This is a genomic window from Paenibacillus sp. Soil787 (assembly GCF_001429545.1).
Lineage (GTDB): Bacteria > Bacillota > Bacilli > Paenibacillales > NBRC-103111 > Paenibacillus_E.
The window spans coordinates 29,530-47,156 of the sequence record NZ_LMSP01000013.1 but is presented as its reverse complement, the minus strand read 5'-3'; the positions used below and the strand labels follow the sequence as shown (position 1 = coordinate 47,156).

Below are 17,627 nucleotides of genomic sequence, written 5' to 3'. Positions count from 1 at the left end.
CGTAACGTACACAATGCGCTGCCGCGTGATGCTGAAGATGTAATTGAAGGTGGCCACTAGTTATTATCATGGTCAACTGAGTAGACTTGCATTCTGATCGTATCTATGATTAGTTTTGCAGCTTGGATAAAATCAAATCCAATAATTCCGTCAATTTCCATTCCATAGTCCATATTGCCGACCTCAACCTGAAAATTATTTAAACAAACGCTATCAAGATAAATAGCATCAAAGTTCTTTGTATACACGTATTCAACTCCACCGACACCTCGAATAGTATCAACTATATCTTCAGATTCAGGGATTACTCCAATTACTCCAACCACATCAGAATTGAAAATTGTTCCAGCAGATCCCGTATCCAACAGAATTTTTTCAAGTATCAGTCTCGTTCCACGAAATTGGATTGTAACAGTCACAAATGGGAGGCCATATTGTATATTATAATTCATCTAGGTCCTCGTACTCCAACGTATCTTTCACGGGCTACTAAAGTGGGACGAGACGTATGAAAAAAACAGTACTCACGTTGAGGATCTTGCTTGTGTAATTCGCTATATCGACGCATTGCTGCCGTTGAGTCATCGAACTTGTCAATAACCACAACTTCTTCAATATAACGACTGCCCTTTTCAGAATGAGCCTTCGTCGCTTCAAGTACAACCCATTCATTAGGGAACCTCTCTTGCACTTCTTCCCAACGCATCTCATCACCTCCATTAATATCCTTACACTAATTATATCATAAATAAAACCCGATTGGACAAGCGTCCAATCGGGCTTAAAACCTCACGGGAACAGGGATTAGCACCCACCGCATACGCTACAGTCTGCGCGGCTGAACACTCGAGGGGTCTCCTCCCGAAACCCATACAATGAATGAGGATGTCACAAAAGCACTTTTGGGACACCCTCTTCAAAGGTCTTGTATAACTCCAACAGATCAAATTGATTAAGATATGAGACTATTCTTTCCAACGTTCCAATTGCCCCCATGTCGTAAGGGCAGTCACACTCTGTATATACCACTTCGCCGCGGGAGCCAAGATGAACCTCCACATCATAAAGCTCATTCCCCTCAACTTCAGCTCGGTACAATCCCGGTCCCACCACTTCAATGGATAAAATGTGACTGTTTTCCCGGTACCTTTGCCCGCGCTCAAGAATAATAGGATCTATGCTTTTCTCAAATCAATTGCAGGTATAAGACTTATTCGACTTCACGAGGATAAACGTTCGTTATAACATTTCCCGGTTAAAAGGCAAAATAATTTCAACGGTTGTTCCTCGACCCATTTCACTTGTAATTTGTATGGTTCCGTGATGCTCTTTGATAATTTTGTGGCAAATCATTAACCCTAGGCCTGTCCCTTTTTCCTTAAGGCTGTAAAAAGGTTCCCCAAGGTGGGGAAGTCTGTCTTGCGGTATTCCGCATCCTTGGTCAATGACTCGAACAGATACTGATTCCGTATTGAGTTTGATCACAATTTCAATTTGTCCACCTTGCGGCATCGCTTCTATGGCATTTTTCACAATGTTGATAAAGACTTGTTTCAGCTGATTTTCTTCGCATTCAATGAGCGGCTCTCCAGAGTCCGAATCTATCAAAATTTGCACATTGTGCATGGTCGCAAGAGGAAAGAGAAAAGAAGAAACCTGCCGGATCACAGTTTCCAAGTTGTTCCTTTCGAGTTTCACTGTTTGCGGCTTTGAGACGGTCAAAAATTGGTTAGCGATCCATTCCATTTGTTCAATTTCGGATAGCATGACTTCCAAGTACCGAATGTTTTTATCGTTTGCTTGAGGCTTCATTAAACTAAGGAACCCTTTAAGTGCCGTAAGCGGATTGCGAATTTCGTGGGCAATCCCTGCGGCTAGTTGACCGACAACGGCAAGCTTTTCCGTTTTTCGCAGCAATTCTTCCGTATGCTTCAGCTCTGTGATGTCACGTCCGATAATGATAAGTCCTTTGCGTGTACCATCCGCATGATAAATTGGAATTTTGATTACATCCAGAATCGCAGAGTTGCCATTGGGATTTGGAATGATTTCTTGGATTCGAATCTGTCTGCCTTCTTCCCAAGCCTGATGATCAGACACCATACATTGAAAATAGATATCATGATAGAACTCATTGCTTGCGGCAAGCTCATTATCCGTCATTCCCTGGTAGTCGGTACCCTCTAACTGAAAAGAAGCTAGTGCATTATCGTTGGCTTCGATCCACCTTCCTTGATCGTCCTTGAAGATAACGAGGTCCGGAATGGAATTAATCAACGTCCGTAACCGTTTCTCGCCTTCTATTAGCCTTTCTCCCATTCGTTTTAGTTCCGTAAGATCTCTTGAAATTAATACATATGCGATGGCATTGCCTTTGCTGTCAAAGAGAGGAAAGGCGGAATTGCTGACATCGATCAGACTGCCATCTTTGCACTGACTAACGGTTTCATAAGGAAGGACATATCGGGACCATCGCATGTTGTCGCGAAGGTCATCGGTTTCCTCTTTTAGGTGGTCAGGAATCATTGGAAGCTCTTTACCGAGCAACTCCTGTTCTATCCAGCCAAATACTCTTTCAAAAGATTTGTTGGCCTTTACAATATGAAGATTGGTGTTAATAACTAGCATCGCATCATCGGCATTGCTGAAGAAAGATTCGATCTGTTCTTTTGCAGCCCTCAAGTCTTCGAGATTTTGTTGATGATCTAGCGTGATATCTCGCACGATTTCATATACGCCGACGATTTCGTTTTCTACAATGATCGGAAAGCTTTTTAGCTCGACATCAAGACTATGCCCTTGCTTATGTTGTAAAGCAGCTTCCCACACTTGATGTAAACCATTCGAAGAGTTGGTGAAAACTTGTAATTTACGTTCTTTGCGGTCTGGGAGAGCTAAGTCTTGTACCTTTATGTTGTTTAGTTCACTCGCATTATAGCCAAGCATTCTTTCTGCCGCCGGATTTGCTTCGATAAGAATTCCTTGTAAATTATAAGAGAAGATGGCGTCCGGATGATGAACGAATAGCGATTTGTAAAAATGGTCTTGCGTTGAAATTCTTTGAGTTTCAACAGCTTCTTCTTTTTGGAACGATGATGAGGGTGCCTGGTGCTGTTGAAAATCGGGTAAATTTTTGAAAGAGGCAATATCCGGCGGAAAGACATTTACAATGGATCCGATTGCCCTTCCGCCATAATAGTAAGGTGAGAGTTCAAATAACCACATCTTATTGTTGGACTCAATTTCCCAGGTCATTTTTGATGGGAAAAATTCTTGTTCGAGGGATGGATGTTTCATCCGATGATTGGGTGTTATCCAGTCTTTTTCATATAACAGTTGGGAAGCTTTGATGACTCGTCCTCCACGGTCTAGGACCGCTAGCGGTAGGGTCATTCTTTTGGTTAGCTCAAGAAAATACTGAGACAGCCGGAACCGCTCGATTTTCAAGTGGTTGTAAAGCATGTTCTCAATATCTTGGGTCGCCCTAACAACGGCATCAAGCGCTTTCAGATCATTAACCGTCCAAAAGCCGGTTAAATCGATTATACCGAGAACTTTGCCTGTAGCGGGATCGTGGATGGGGGCGGCGGAACACGTCCAGCTATGAAAATCCTGGCAAAAATGCTCGCTTGCAAACACTTGATTCGGTAATCCGGTGACGAGGGCTGTTCCAATTGCATTTGTCCCTGCGTTGCCTTCACTCCAATTTGAGCCGGGCGAGAAATGAATGTCTTCAGCTTTTAGTATTAGGGACATATCGCCGTCATAATAAATCATTTCGCCGGCCCCATTGAAGTACGATACAAGATAGCCGGTATTTGAGGCAAGCTGCTTCAACTTTTTTAAAAACGGTTCGACCAATCGAAATAATGAATGAGACGTCATATACTCTCGAATTTGATCCATTCCTAAGGTGTAAGAGGCTTTACTATTGAGAGGATCGACTCCTTGTTCTATGCAACGCTGCCATGAGTTGTACATCGAAGCCCTTACATTCAGCTGCGAATACTCTCCGGACATAAACTTTTCCCATTCACGTTCAATCGCCGTTTTATCACTTTTCGGAGAACTAATATAATTAAAAGTGCCGTAATTGCTTTTTGACATGAATGCCTCCTAGTAAAATAGTTGATTATTACGGCGTTGAACAAGATGAATTAATTATATTAGGAACCAATTCCAACATCAATATAAAAAATAAGTGACAAGGAGCTTAGCCGATTGAATTTTGGCCGGGCTCCTTTTTGCTTATAAAGTCTCGATAAGGCTTGTACGGAGGAGGAAATTTCCTTGTATGGAGGTGAGGGGGAGTATTGAAATGTCTATTAATTGACTAACGATGCCTAATCACGATGATAACCTTAGCGGTACATTTCAATGCCGTGCTCCCTCCGCTTACGCTTCAGTCCGCGCGGACTGAACCCTGAAGGGGTTCTCCTCCCTGCTCACACCACTATAAAAACAAAAGACACCCGATAGGGTGTCCTTTATTTTTATGGAGGTGAGGGGAGTCGAACCCCTGTCCGAAAATATCGCAACACAGGCATCTACGGGTGTAGTCACAGTTTTGATGTCACCCGAGCAGCGCCCCGTAACCGGCTATGCGTTGGGTCAGCCTGATTATCTTCTTACGTCGACCCCAGGCGGAGACCGAACGTCGTATCCCACTATAGTTGAGCCCCTATCCCAGTCACATGGGCGATGCTGAGGAGGAGCACGCTAACAGGTTATTAAGCTGCTAAAGCGTAGTTGTTTTGTGTTTTGCCATTTAATAGGCTTTAGCGTTTTATAGTGGACGCGGCCCCACTACCCGCAACCCGTGCCCAAACTATCCCCGTCGAATCCAAGAACACCCCCGGATTGCCTTCGTTGCCGTCATCATAGACGGTGAAGGTAAAAGACGTGCAGTTGAGCCAAATTGCTTTCAAATCTTTGCTGCTAAATTAGTATAACACATGCCGATGAAAAAGGAACGACTAGGTTCATGGAATTCGAGGAGCCGCCTTCCAGTATGGCTGGCCACCTATCTGGCAATCTTCTGCTTCTCACGCAGAGCACGTTGAATGTCTCGTTGTGCATCCTTTTTCGCGGCAGATTCACGCTTGTCGAACTGCTTCTTCCCTTTGCCTATGCCGACCAAAAGCTTGGCGTAACCATTTCGGATATACACCTTCAATGGAACAAGGGTATAACCTTCTTGCTTTGCCTGCCCTAGCATCTTGGCAATCTGCGCCTTTTTTAAGAGCAGCTTCCGCGTCCGTGTTGGATCTTCCGGATTGCTTCGGTTTCCTTGATCAAAAGGACTGATATGCATGTTGTGTACAAATGCTTCGCCATTGCGAATAGTCGAAAAGCTATCGCCTATGTTTGCTTTACCTGCCCGTAAGGATTTGATCTCCGTGCCGGTCAGGACAAGACCGCATTCATACGTTTCTTCGATAAAGTAGTCGTGTGAAGCCTTTTTGTTCTGGGCGAGCAATTTGCCATCTGCCTTTTTCGTTGCCACGTGAGATCCTCCTCCCGCACGTTCAATGCAGGTAAAACTGCTACAATGTGCATCCTATTGTAGCAAGATCAAGGCAGAAAAGCAAGAAGCGGCGTTATCTCCGCCGCTTCTTGCTGCCATCGCCGTCGTCACTCCGACGACGACCACCCTTGGCGAGCGCGTTCACGCCGCTCGCCCAATCACTGCCGCCTGTGCTGCGCTCAACAGGCGAACCGCCACCCGCTTGGGCTTCGCCCCTAAGCGCAATCCCGCGCTTGCTTTGGCCGCGGGCAGCACCGCTCTCTGTCCGCCCTGCGCCGACAGATTCAAGCCTTGCGCTCAAGCTGCCGCCTTCGCTCAGCTTAGGACCGCCCGCTTTGCCGCGGCCAGCTCCACCTCGGCCGCGTTTCTCGATCCACGGCGTGCTAGCCTTCCCGCGCCGCGAATTGCCCTGGCCTGCACCGCCATCTGCACGTCCCGCTCCACCTTCTGCGCGTCCGGAGCCTTCTCCGCGCCCTTGCCCTGCTCCGCCTTCAGCACGCGCTGCGCGTGCTGCGCCCTCAATCCTACGGGCTGCGCCACCTTCAGCACGTCCCGTTCCTCCAGCCTCTCCTCTTTGCCCTACTCTTTCAGTTCTTCCCTTGCTGCCCTCTCCTCCAGCAGCACCAGCACCCTGTTTCTTCGCATAGCCGCCCTTACCCTTATCGGCGCCCTTGCCTTTTTCAGGTTTACCTCTATCAGATCCCCCGCGGAAGCCTTTAAACCCAGCAGCACCCTTAAATGGTTTTCCACCGCGGTTTGAACCTCCGCCGCCGCGACTAAACCCGCCCTCTTTGCGAGGCTTCATATCGAGCAATTCAAAATCAATCGTATGCTCATCCATATTGACACGAGCTACGCGAATTTTGATCTCATCACCGATTCGATAAATCTTGGACGTACGTTCACCGACGAGAGCAAACTGTCTCTCATGGAAATTATAATAATCGTCGGTCAAATCGCTAAGACGAATCAAACCTTCAACGGTATTGTCGAGCTCCACGAACATTCCGAAACCGGTAACGCTGGAGATAATACCTTCGAATTCCTCGCCGACTTTATCCAGCATGTACTGAGCTTTCTTCAGCGCTTCGGTCTCACGTTCCGCATCAACCGCAATACGCTCACGTTCCGAGGATTGCTGTGCAATATCACTCATCCGCGACGACAAATATTCATGACGCTTATCGGATAGCGTACCGCCGCTTTCCAGCACCTCACGAATCACCCGATGAATAATTAAATCCGGATAACGACGAATTGGCGATGTAAAGTGGGAATAAAATTCAGCCGCCAAACCGAAATGCCCCAAACTCTGCGCATCATACCGAGCCTGTTTCATGGAGCGAAGCATAATCTTACTAAGAACGGTCTCTTCGGGAGTCCCTTTAATCTCTTCCAAAAGCGCCTGCAAAGCCCGTGGATGTACGGAATTCCCTTTGCCTTTCACCGAATACCCGAAGTTCGTCACAAACTCCATGAAATTCATCAGCTTCTCAGAATCAGGGTCTTCATGAACACGGTATAAGAAAGGTACTTTCATCCAAGAAAAATGCTCAGCAACCGTTTCATTCGCAGCCAGCATGAACTCTTCGATCATCATTTCAGCGACGGAACGTTCTCTTTTTACAATATCCGTAGGTTTGCCTTCGGAATCAACGATTATTTTGGACTCCTCGAAGTCAAAATCAATCGCCCCGCGCTTCATCCGTCTGGAACGCAGCCTTGCAGCCAGCTCTTCCATTCGTTTGAAATCTTCCATCAAGTAAGCATATTTTTCGACAATCTCCGGCTCTGCTTCACCTGTCAGAAGCTTACGTACGTTCGTATATGTCATGCGTTCACTAGTTTTAATAACACTCGTAAAAATTTCGTGGTTTACCACTTTTAAATTCTCATCAAACTCCATCTCGCAAGACATTGTTAAACGATCTACACGAGGGTTCAATGAACATATCCCGTTTGACAATCTATGAGGCAGCATTGGAATAACACGATCAGTCAAATACACGGAGCAGCCGCGGTTATATGCTTCAATATCCAGCGCAGTACTTTCCCGCACATAATAGCTCACATCAGCAATGTGCACGCCCAAACGGAAGTTGCCATTTTCCAAAAGCTCCACATTTACCGCGTCATCCAAGTCTTTCGCATCTTCACCGTCAATTGTTACAATGCGCTTGGACCGAAGATCACGCCGTCCTTGACCAATTATTTCTTCTTCCGTAATGGAATCCGGTGCGGCATCCGCCTCCGCCAGCACTTCTTCTTGGAAAGCCTCTGGCAGTTGGTGTTTACGTACGATAGCCAAAATATCCACACCCGGATCATCCTTATGACCGAGAATCTCAATGACTTCGCCTTCCGCCGCAGAGCGTCCCTCTGGGTAATTAACGATCTTCACGACGACCTTCTGCCCCGTAACAGCGCCCATGAAGGCATGCTGAGGGATGAAAATATCCCGAGACACACGCTTATCATCCGCAATAACGAAACCAAACGTCTCCTGACTCTGAAAAACACCAACAATTTGCGTATTCGCACGCGTAATAACTCGCACGACTTCGCCTTCTAACCGGCCTCCGCCTTGACTCCTCGCGGTCACCTTGACGAAAACAATGTCCCCATTCATCGCGGTATTTAGATCATGTGCATTAATATATACATCCGGGTGGTCCCGATCATCTGGAATTAAGAAGCCGAAGCCTTTGGCATGAGCTTGCAGCTTACCTCTCACCAAATTCATTCGTTCAGGTACGCCATAGCGGTCATTTCCGCCTCTGACAATGTGACCACTTTCCTCTAATTGATTTAACAATTTAATAAAATCCTTAAACTCATTCGCACTCTCAATTCCAAAATGTTTCTCAAGTTCTTTATAGGACATAGGCTTATAAGCTTCTTCTTGCATCAAATTTATGATTTCTTTATCTGTCATCATACTCTCTTCACCTTCTTGTTGTTGTTGAGCCTAGCTTCTAATGCGCCGTACTTGTTTCCTTTACTCCATAGTATGCCACTTTCAGAGAAAGGATAAACGCTGTAATATCGGCATAGATAAGCTCTCTCTCTTGATCCAGCAGCAGTCCATGGGATGACTCTGGATAATAACGCAGTTCTTTCACTTGTGAACTAATGCGCTTATGTAAAAACGCTGCGCTTCCCTGATGGACCACACCATCCTTGCTCCCTTGACCGATCCATATCGGTGCTTCAACCTCAGGCAGCAAGCTTTTCACTTGTTTTAACAGCTTGCGTAGGCTTACTACGCATCGAATCGGCGTCTTGGTATATGCACATGACTCATCTAATAACGTGGAGATTTGTTTGGGCTTCTTGGCTACATATTTGATAAAATATTGCAGCAGTACGGCCAGCGCCGACTTCCTTGATGTCAGAAAAATAGGCGTCGCCAGCGATATTACCCCAGCCGCACGACGTTCCACAGCCAGCTTCAAGGCGAGCAGTCCGCCCATGGAATGTCCCATAACAACAACGCTTTTGCATTTCGCCGCAAGTTCGTCATAACTCTCCAGCACATGCCCATACCAATCCGTCCATCCGGTTTGCATCATTTCTTCAGGTGATGTACCGTGTCCTGGAAGCTTGACAGCTTGGATGGTGTAACCTTCATCTCTGAGGACATAGCCAATCCGTCTAAACTCCGAGGGCGACCCGGTGAACCCGTGGATCATCAGTATGCCTGTCTCTTGATTATCTCCACTTCCTGACCAAAAGAATGGTTCTGTCGACTTGTAAATTCTGCTCTCGATGGTAACCAACTCCTACTCCTAACACCCGTTTAAAATGAAAAAACAGCAGGAGTAGATTTCCCCTGCTGTTATCGTTTTATGTGTGTTAGGCCTTCACAACGTATGCTACGACAATGGAAAGAATGAAAAATGCAGCAGCAAGCCCCATCGTAAAACGGGACAAAAACAGTTCCAAACCGCGTGCTTTTTGCTTACCAAATAAGTGTTCTGCACCACCGGAAATGGCACCGGACAAACCTGCGCTTTTACCTTTTTGTAAAAGTACAATCGCAATTAATCCAACCGAAGCTATGATTAACAAAATTTTCATAAAGATTACCATGTTATTAGCACCCCAATTGCCTGATCTTTGCTTTATACAACTAGCATGAGTATTTTACCACAGTTCGTCCTAGAATACAACAAAGTGCCACTCTGGTGGTTTCTTTACTAGTCACGGTAGGATGGTGTTGGTGATTGTCGGCTGGAGCTCCTTGCACGCTTGTTTCGTCCAAGAAAAGCTTGCACAGCCTGTTTCGCACACAACAAAGCAAAGAGTGTAAACCCAATGGCCCATACTATTGCCGGAATACCGGTATTCAGTGCCAGATTCGTGGCGTCACCCGCTTGACGTGCATCGCCCCATGCATAGATGATCAAAGAGAACGGGCCAAACACAGACTCTTCTAAGCACAAGAATGCAAGCAGTAAGTAATAGAAATCACTTAACCACTTTGGCGTAAGCGCCAAAATAATGATCGTCAGAGCAATGAAACCAACTAAGAACGTGATTCCAAAACTATTTCGCACGAACAATATTAACGAAAGGCCGGAAAGGAGAATCATGACCTGCAAGCCTAAACGCTGCTTGCCCCTCGAATAAGCTGAGAACAGGAACCAAGCAAAGAGTGATGCCGTTATATAACCTGCTAAGGCTACTGGAATGATCGCCCATTGCTTCGTAATTGAAGAATAGGTAACCCCGCTATGATCCTGATAGAGCTCAATGTACATCACCTTTCCTGATAGGGCCAAAGTGACTACAGCATGCCCAAACTCATGAACCATCGTGTCTAGGTTGCGAAAAAAAGAAGAAGGGATCCAGTGCGTGAGCAGCGCGGAACCTATCAGAAATAAAATAGTTTTCACCCAATTGCTCATACAACAGACCCCCAAGGTAATATTTAATTATTTATTACGAAATGAACTTACTTAAAGTTTCTCAAGTTGTAGAATGCTTTTTTACCAGCGTATTGAGCTACAGTGAACAACTCGTCTTCGATACGAAGAAGTTGGTTGTATTTCGCTACACGGTCCGTACGGGACGGAGCACCTGTCTTGATTTGACCAGCGTTGGTAGCAACAGCGATGTCAGCGATTGTGCTGTCTTCGCTCTCACCGGAACGGTGGGAAATAACTGCTGTGTAACCAGCGCGTTTTGCCATTTCGATCGCATCAAAAGTCTCAGTAAGCGTTCCGATTTGGTTAACTTTAACCAAGATGGAGTTACCGATGTTTTGCTCGATACCTGTGGATAGACGCTCAGTGTTCGTAACGAACAGATCGTCACCAACGAGTTGTACTTTGCTGCCCAATTTCTCAGTAAGCAATTTCCAACCTTCCCAATCATCTTCGGAACAGCCGTCTTCTACTGTGATGATTGGATATTTATCAACCCATGCAGCAAGGAAGTCAACCCACTCAGCGGATGTGAAGGATTTGCCTTCGCCTTCAAGGTGGTATTTACCATCTTTGAAGAATTCTGTGGAAGCAACGTCCATACCCAAGAATACATCAACACCTGGTTTGTAGCCAGCTTTTTCAATGGCAGTAAGGATCGTAGTAATTGCTTCTTCGTTGGATGTGAAGTTAGGAGCGAATCCGCCTTCGTCGCCAACAGCTGTGTTAAGGCCTTTTTCTTTCAACACGGATTTCAAGCTATGGAAAATCTCAGCGCCAATGCGAAGAGCTTCTTTGAATGTAGGCGCGCCTACTGGCAAAACCATGAACTCTTGAACGTCAACGTTGTTATCGGCATGTGCCCCGCCGTTGATGATGTTCATCATAGGAACTGGAAGCGTCTTAGCGTTGAATCCGCCAAGGTATACGTAAAGCGGAACATCCAAAGCGTCAGCAGCTGCACGAGCTACTGCCATGGAAACAGCTAGGATCGCGTTAGCGCCTAATTTTGCTTTGTTAGGTGTACCGTCAAGCTCGATCATTTTGTTGTCGATGCCAACTTGATCAAGAGCGTCTAGACCAATGATTTCTGGAGCGATGATTTCGTTCACGTTCTCAACAGCTTTCAGAACGCCTTTACCAAGGTAACGGCCTTTATCACCATCACGAAGCTCAACAGCCTCGTATGCGCCTGTGGAAGCGCCTGAAGGAACGATAGCGCGGCCGAAAGCGCCGGACTCTAGATATACTTCTACCTCTACAGTTGGGTTACCGCGGGAATCCAATACTTCGCGTGCATAAACATCAGAAATAATCGTCATTGTTAGAAAACACTCCTTTAATATTATGTTTGAATTAGCGCTTTATGATGGTTGTCCCGGTCATCTGCTCCGGTTGTTTAACCTCTAAGAAGTCCAGCATCGTTGGGGCAATATCTGCCAAAATTCTGCCGTCTCTTAGTGTAACAGATTTGTCCGTAACAATAAAAGGTACCGGATTTGTTGTATGGGCTGTATTGCGTGATCCGTCTGCATTCGTAACCACATCTGCATTCCCGTGATCTGCTGTGATGCACACCACGCCGCCTTTGGCGAGGATCGCTTCTACAACTTGTCCTAAACAATCATCGGTTGCTTCGATTGCTTTCACTGTAGGCTCCAGCAAACCGGAGTGACCTACCATGTCAGGGTTAGCGAAGTTGAGAATGATCACGTCATGACGCTCCGCTTCGACTTCCTTAACGACAGCAGCCGCCAACTCATATGCACTCATTTCTGGTTGCAAATCGTATGTAGCTACTTTCGGCGAAGGAATGAGAAGACGGGTTTCGCCTGGCAGTTCAGCATCCCGACCACCGCTGAAGAAGAACGTAACATGCGGATATTTCTCGGTTTCTGCTGCACGAAGTTGCTTCAGACCATTCTGAGCCAGTACCTCGCCGAGTGTATTGTCCAGATCCTTAGGCTTGTAGGCAACGAAGCCTTCTACGGATTCACTGAACAGCGTCAGACACACGTAGTAAAGGTTCTTTGCTGCTTTAGGACCACGGTCAAAACCGCGGAAATCTTCATTCGTGAAGACTTGCGAAAGCTGAATCGCACGGTCAGGGCGGAAGTTGAAGAAGATAACTGCATCCCCTGATTCTACAAGACCTACTGGCTTGCCATCATCGCCAACGATAACTGTTGGCATAACGAACTCGTCAAACACGGATTTCTCGTAAGACTCAACAATTGCTTTCATCGGATCGGTGTAAGTTGGGCCCTCGCCATAAACCATGGCACGGTACGATTTCTCCGTCCGCTCCCAACGTTTGTCGCGGTCCATCGCATAATAGCGGCCTTGAACGGTCGCAATATGCCCTACGCCGACTTCCATGATTTTGTGCTGCAAGCTCGCCATATAACTCTTCGCAGAATCGGGAGCAACGTCTCGGCCATCTAAGAAAGCATGGATGTATATATCATCAAATTGTTCTTTCTTAGCCAAGTCCAGCAAAGCGAACAAATGCTGAATGTGACTATGTACGCCGCCATCAGAGAGCAGTCCATAGAGGTGCAGCTTTTTTCCGTTCTCTTTTGCATGATGAAATGCGCCTAGAATCGTTTCATTCTCGTAAAATTCACCATCACGAATCGATTTGGAAATCCGCGTAAGATCCTGATAAACGATACGGCCCGCACCGATGTTCAGGTGTCCCACTTCAGAATTCCCCATCTGGCCTTCCGGCAAACCTACGGCCTCACCGCTAGCGGTAAGGGTTGTATGTGGATAACTCGACCAGTAACGGTCGTAGTTAGGCTTTTTGGCATGAGCAACCGCATTCCCCTGCTCTTCCGAGCGGAGTCCGAAGCCATCGAGAATGATGAGTGCTACCGGTTTCGGTCTGGACATGTTACTTCGCCCCCTGGACGAGCTGGATGTAAGAAGCAGACTCTAAGCTTGCTCCACCGACAAGTGCACCGTCAATGTCAGGCTGTGCCATGTACTCAGCAATGTTGTTCGGCTTCACGCTGCCGCCATACTGAATGCGAACTGCATCTGCTACGGACGCGCCATATAGACCGCTCACAAGCTGACGGATGTAGCCGATAACATCTTGTGCATCTTCAGCAGTGGAAGATTTACCTGTACCAATAGCCCAGATAGGCTCATAAGCAATAACAACTTGCGCTGCTTGCTCGGCACTAAGACCAGCAAAAGCTGCTTCTGTTTGCACTTTACAAACATCTTTCGTTTGACCCGCTTCGCGCTCTTCCAGCTTTTCACCTACGCAAAGGATCGGAGTTAAGCCGTGTTTGAAAGCCGCAACGACCTTCTTGTTCACGATTTCATCTGTCTCAGCGAAGTAAGCTCTACGCTCGGAGTGACCGATAATGACATACTCCACACCAAGATCCTTCAACATAACGCCGCTGATTTCGCCTGTGAACGCGCCATTGTCTTCAAAATGCAGGTTTTGTGCACCCACATGAACATCAGTACCTTTCACAGCTTCAACCAGAGCAGGAAGATTTGTGAATGGGGAGCAAATTACGCTCTCAACGCCTTCTACCGTGCTGCCTTTCACTTCGTTCACGAAGCTAACGGCTTCGGAAACGGTTTTGAACATTTTCCAGTTACCCGCGATAATCGGTTTTCTACTCATTGGATAGGCTCCTTTACAATCAATTATTTATCGTTCAAGGCTACTACGCCTGGCAATGCTTTACCTTCCATAAACTCCAAGGAAGCTCCGCCGCCTGTAGACATATGGTTCATTTGATCAGCCAAGTGGAATTTCTCTGTTGCTGCAGCGGAATCGCCGCCACCGATAACCGTGTAACCGGAAGTTGTTGCACAAGCCTCAGCTACGGCACGCGTACCGTGGGAGAAAGGCTCGATTTCAAAAACACCCATCGGTCCGTTCCAAACAACTAGTTTGGATTTCGCGATAACATCTGCGAATAGCTCGCGTGTTTTCGGTCCGATGTCAATGCCTTCCCAATCCGCGGGAATACCGTCTACGCCTACGATTTGTGTATTCGCATCTGCGCTGAATTTATCAGCAACAACGACATCGACTGGAATCAAGAAGTTAACGCCTTTTTCTTTCGCTTTTTCAATAAAGCTAAGGGCCAGATCGAGCTTCTCGTTATCCACGAGAGATTTACCGATTTCGTGCCCTTGTGCTTTCAGGAATGTATAAGTCAGACCACCGCCAATAAGGACGTTATCTGCAATGTTCAGGAGATTCTCAATGACAGCGATTTTGTCTTTCACTTTGGATCCGCCAACAATAGCTGTGAAAGGACGTTCAGGATTGTTCAGAGCTTTACCTAGAACATCAAGCTCTTTCTCCATCAATAAGCCGGATACCGCTGGAATGAAGTGTGCGATTCCTTCTGTTGAAGCATGTGCACGGTGAGCAGCGCCAAATGCATCATTGACGAACAGGTCTGCAAGCTCAGCAAAAGCTTTTGCAAGTGCAGGATCGTTCTTCTCTTCGCCTTCATTGAAACGAACGTTTTCAAGCAAGAGAACGTCGCCATTTTCAAGAGCATCTACTTGCGCTTTCACGATTTCGCCAACCGATACATCCGCTTTAATGACGGATTGACCCAGTAATTCAGCCAACTTTGCGGCTACAGGTGTCAAACGCAATTCTTCGACGACTTGACCTTTCGGACGTCCGAAATGACTCGCAAGGATGACTTTTGCGCCTTTTTCTACTAAGAATTTAATCGTAGGCAGAGTTTCTCTGATTCGTGTATCGTCGGTGATTTGACCATTTTCTACAGGTACGTTGAAATCAACGCGAACAAATACTCTTTTACCAGCTACTTCAACATCGCGAACACTTTTCTTACTCATTAGTCAAAGCCTCCTGAACGTGTAGGGTATACTTGCGGTCAACCTTTTATATGGGAAAATCGCACATAAAGAGGAGAATCTCTTCTCCCCTTCATGTGTTTTTCAAATCTGTGATTAGTAAATTATAGACCTTTTTTAGCGATGAAAGCTACTAAGTCAACAACACGGTTGGAGTAACCCCACTCGTTATCGTACCAGGAAACCACTTTCAGCATGTTGTCGCCAACTACCATTGTGGAAAGAGCATCAATTGTGGAGGAAGCTGGGTCACCATTGAAGTCGCTGGATACAAGCGGCTCTTCGGTGTAGTTAAGAATACCTTTAAGCGGGCCTTCGGAAGCTTGTTTCAGAGCTGCGTTTACTTCGTCAACGGTTACGTTAACTTTCAATTCAACAACCAAGTCAGTAACGGAAACGTTAGGTGTAGGAACACGCATAGCCATACCGTTCAATTTGCCTTTAAGTTCTGGAAGAACAAGACCGATTGCTTTTGCTGCACCAGTGCTGGAAGGAATGATGTTCTCAGCTGCTGCGCGAGCACGACGAAGATCTTTATGAGGAACGTCAAGCACGGATTGGTCATTTGTGTAAGAGTGAACAGTTGTCATCATACCTTTTACGATACCGAAGCTATCATTGATAACTTTCGCGAAAGGAGCCAGACAGTTTGTTGTACAAGAAGCGTTGGAGATAATTGTGTGAGCTGCTGGATCGTATTTATCTTCGTTAACACCAAGTACGATTGTGATATCTTCGTCGGAAGCTGGAGCGGAAATGATAACTTTCTTAGCTCCGCCTTTCAAGTGAAGGGCTGCTTTTTCTTTAGCTGTGAAAATACCAGTAGATTCGATAACGATTTCTGCGCCTACAGATGCCCAAGGCAGGTTCCCAGGGTCACGCTCAGCAAAAACTTTGATGGAACGGCCGTTAACGATCAATTCGCCTTCGCCGGCTTCAACTGTTGCGTTGATTTTACCGTGAGTTGTATCATATTTGAGCAAATGAGCCAATGTTTTCACGTCTGTCAAATCGTTAACTGCAACGATCTGTACTTCTGGATTGTTCAAAGCTGCGCGAAACACGTTACGACCAATACGTCCGAAACCGTTAATACCTACTTTTGTTGTCATAGCCAATTCCTCCTAAGATTAAATAAATAATTATATTTCAAAACGCAGCTGATGAAGGCATACGTTATGATGTCTTTCGTCTTTGTTAAACATGCTTCATAATTTCCAAAGCTGCTGCCTCATCGGTCACAAGCACATCTTCCTGTCCATGACGAAGCACGGAAGCGATCGCTTCCCCTTTGCTCTTCCCGCCGGCTACACCAATGACGACTTCAATGCGCTGAAGATCCTCCAGACGAAGTCCTACGGTTGGCATCTTGTGAACCACATTTCCTTGGCGGTCAAAATAGTACCCTAACGCCTCTGCGAGAGCACCCTCGGCTTCCAGACTGCGTGTCGTCTCGGCGTCGACCTTACGTCTGCGTGCCATGACCATAGCATCCCCGATACCGTGTACAACGATGCGACAACTGCGGACTGCATCAACAACTTCCTGAATCTGCGGATCTTGCATGAGGGTTTGATACGCTTCCTCCCCAAGATGATCAGGTACATGCAGGAGTCTGTATTTACCGCCTGTTTTCTTGGCCATAATAGAGGCAATGGTGTTCGCCTGCATATCCACACTTTCACCAAGTCCGCCGCGAGCAGGTACGAACCAGCTGCCTTTCATCGATGACGATATCGCCAGGTTATTGGCAATCTGCGCCATCGTAGATCCGCCGGTTACAGCGATGATATCATCCTTGGACACGTACTTGCGGAGTGCTGTTGCACCTGCACGTCCTAGCTCCTTCTTCGTAAAGACCGAATTGTCGGAGTCCCCTGGAACAACAATCACTTGCGAGATGCCGTATGCCTTAGCAATACTATCCTCCAAGTCCGTTAATCCAAAAGCCATCTTAATGATGGGCTGCATGTCTTCAAGCAATTGACGCCCCGATTCACTTATCTTCATCCCTGTTGCATCCGATTCGAGAAGTCCAAGCTCCTTAAGGAAATCAACTTCCCCGCGCAGCACGCGTTCGGTCATATCAAGCGAAGAGGCTAACGTTCTGCGTCCGACAACACCGGAGACCAAGATATGATGTAGAATCGAGTACCGCTTCTTCATGATGTCCATTAGGTCCGGCAAGAGCTGTTTCTGAATGTCAAGAATTTCTCTCATATGACGACTTATAACGCTCCTGATCCGTCCATTGGACGTTTTATGTCCCGGGTATACATTTTGTGTCCCACCCGAGCGAA

14 protein-coding genes and 1 other RNA gene are annotated in these 17,627 nt (G+C 46.5%); all 15 read right to left on the bottom strand.

What is annotated here, in order from left to right; translation table 11 throughout:
- Positions 1 to 56: 56 nt before the first annotated feature.
- The 15 genes from ASG93_RS15915 to ASG93_RS15845 all read right to left on the bottom strand — a co-directional run bounded on the left by ASG93_RS15915 (position 57) and on the right by ASG93_RS15845 (position 17,547).
- A complete protein-coding gene (locus ASG93_RS15915) occupies positions 57 to 452 on the bottom strand; it encodes a retropepsin-like aspartic protease (RefSeq protein ID WP_056833541.1) in 396 nt (131 codons plus the stop codon).
- Positions 449 to 706, bottom strand: a complete 258-nt coding sequence (locus ASG93_RS15910) for a hypothetical protein (RefSeq protein ID WP_056833540.1) — start codon at positions 704 to 706, stop codon at positions 449 to 451. Before ASG93_RS15910 ends, ASG93_RS15915 begins: the two co-directional genes overlap by 4 nt.
- Before the next feature lie 533 nt (positions 707 to 1,239).
- On the bottom strand, positions 1,240 to 4,107 hold the full coding sequence (locus tag ASG93_RS34180) for a PAS domain S-box protein (protein WP_056833538.1): 2,868 nt from the start codon (positions 4,105 to 4,107) through the stop codon (positions 1,240 to 1,242).
- A gap of 386 nt (positions 4,108 to 4,493) precedes the next feature.
- Positions 4,494 to 4,857: a transfer-messenger RNA gene (gene ssrA / locus ASG93_RS33635) on the bottom strand.
- 166 nt (positions 4,858 to 5,023) lie between these two features.
- Complete coding sequence (smpB, locus tag ASG93_RS15895; RefSeq protein WP_047679001.1) at positions 5,024 to 5,506, bottom strand: SsrA-binding protein SmpB; 483 nt, start codon at positions 5,504 to 5,506, stop codon at positions 5,024 to 5,026.
- Between the two features lie 94 nt (positions 5,507 to 5,600).
- A complete protein-coding gene (gene rnr, locus ASG93_RS15890; RefSeq protein WP_082614923.1) occupies positions 5,601 to 8,465 on the bottom strand; it encodes a ribonuclease R in 2,865 nt (954 codons plus the stop codon).
- A gap of 37 nt (positions 8,466 to 8,502) precedes the next feature.
- On the bottom strand, positions 8,503 to 9,306 hold the full coding sequence (locus ASG93_RS15885; protein ID WP_235550862.1) for an alpha/beta hydrolase: 804 nt from the start codon (positions 9,304 to 9,306) through the stop codon (positions 8,503 to 8,505).
- A 76-nt stretch (positions 9,307 to 9,382) separates the two neighbouring features.
- On the bottom strand, positions 9,383 to 9,619 hold the full coding sequence (gene secG, locus ASG93_RS15880; RefSeq protein ID WP_029196004.1) for a preprotein translocase subunit SecG: 237 nt from the start codon (positions 9,617 to 9,619) through the stop codon (positions 9,383 to 9,385).
- Between the two features lie 107 nt (positions 9,620 to 9,726).
- The gene (locus ASG93_RS15875) at positions 9,727 to 10,437 is read right to left on the bottom strand and encodes a M50 family metallopeptidase (protein WP_056833537.1); all 711 of its coding nucleotides are present in this window, start codon (positions 10,435 to 10,437) and stop codon (positions 9,727 to 9,729) included.
- Positions 10,438 to 10,484: 47 nt separating this feature from the next.
- Positions 10,485 to 11,777, bottom strand: a complete 1,293-nt coding sequence (eno, locus tag ASG93_RS15870; protein WP_056833536.1) for a phosphopyruvate hydratase — start codon at positions 11,775 to 11,777, stop codon at positions 10,485 to 10,487.
- A 34-nt stretch (positions 11,778 to 11,811) separates the two neighbouring features.
- Positions 11,812 to 13,350: a 2,3-bisphosphoglycerate-independent phosphoglycerate mutase gene (gpmI, locus tag ASG93_RS15865; protein ID WP_056833535.1), complete on the bottom strand. Its 1,539-nt coding sequence runs from the start codon at positions 13,348 to 13,350 to the stop codon at positions 11,812 to 11,814.
- Position 13,351: 1 nt separating this feature from the next.
- Positions 13,352 to 14,104, bottom strand: a complete 753-nt coding sequence (gene tpiA / locus ASG93_RS15860) for a triose-phosphate isomerase (RefSeq protein WP_056833534.1) — start codon at positions 14,102 to 14,104, stop codon at positions 13,352 to 13,354.
- 23 nt (positions 14,105 to 14,127) lie between these two features.
- The gene (locus ASG93_RS15855) at positions 14,128 to 15,309 is read right to left on the bottom strand and encodes a phosphoglycerate kinase (RefSeq protein WP_056833533.1); all 1,182 of its coding nucleotides are present in this window, start codon (positions 15,307 to 15,309) and stop codon (positions 14,128 to 14,130) included.
- Positions 15,310 to 15,431: 122 nt separating this feature from the next.
- Positions 15,432 to 16,439, bottom strand: coding sequence for a type I glyceraldehyde-3-phosphate dehydrogenase (gene gap / locus ASG93_RS15850; RefSeq protein ID WP_056833532.1), 1,008 nt, complete (start codon positions 16,437 to 16,439; stop codon positions 15,432 to 15,434).
- Between the two features lie 85 nt (positions 16,440 to 16,524).
- Positions 16,525 to 17,547, bottom strand: coding sequence for a sugar-binding transcriptional regulator (locus ASG93_RS15845; protein ID WP_056833531.1), 1,023 nt, complete (start codon positions 17,545 to 17,547; stop codon positions 16,525 to 16,527).
- Between the last annotated feature and the right edge of the window lie 80 nt (positions 17,548 to 17,627).

What these genes read in the sequence shown, in the direction of transcription:
- secG (WP_029196004.1), bottom strand. Translation starts at nt 9,619, where the DNA reads ATGGTAATCTTTATGAAAATTTTGTTAATCATAGCTTCGGTTGGATTA.
- gpmI (WP_056833535.1), bottom strand. Translation starts at nt 13,350, where the DNA reads ATGTCCAGACCGAAACCGGTAGCACTCATCATTCTCGATGGCTTCGGA.
- ASG93_RS15855 (WP_056833533.1), bottom strand. Translation starts at nt 15,309, where the DNA reads ATGAGTAAGAAAAGTGTTCGCGATGTTGAAGTAGCTGGTAAAAGAGTA.
- ASG93_RS15915 (WP_056833541.1), bottom strand. Translation starts at nt 452, where the DNA reads ATGAATTATAATATACAATATGGCCTCCCATTTGTGACTGTTACAATC.
- eno (WP_056833536.1), bottom strand. Translation starts at nt 11,777, where the DNA reads ATGACGATTATTTCTGATGTTTATGCACGCGAAGTATTGGATTCCCGC.
- ASG93_RS15875 (WP_056833537.1), bottom strand. Translation starts at nt 10,437, where the DNA reads ATGAGCAATTGGGTGAAAACTATTTTATTTCTGATAGGTTCCGCGCTG.
- gap (WP_056833532.1), bottom strand. Translation starts at nt 16,439, where the DNA reads ATGACAACAAAAGTAGGTATTAACGGTTTCGGACGTATTGGTCGTAAC.
- tpiA (WP_056833534.1), bottom strand. Translation starts at nt 14,104, where the DNA reads ATGAGTAGAAAACCGATTATCGCGGGTAACTGGAAAATGTTCAAAACC.
- ASG93_RS15910 (WP_056833540.1), bottom strand. Translation starts at nt 706, where the DNA reads ATGCGTTGGGAAGAAGTGCAAGAGAGGTTCCCTAATGAATGGGTTGTA.
- ASG93_RS34180 (WP_056833538.1), bottom strand. Translation starts at nt 4,107, where the DNA reads ATGTCAAAAAGCAATTACGGCACTTTTAATTATATTAGTTCTCCGAAA.
- ASG93_RS15845 (WP_056833531.1), bottom strand. Translation starts at nt 17,547, where the DNA reads ATGAGAGAAATTCTTGACATTCAGAAACAGCTCTTGCCGGACCTAATG.
- rnr (WP_082614923.1), bottom strand. Translation starts at nt 8,465, where the DNA reads ATGATGACAGATAAAGAAATCATAAATTTGATGCAAGAAGAAGCTTAT.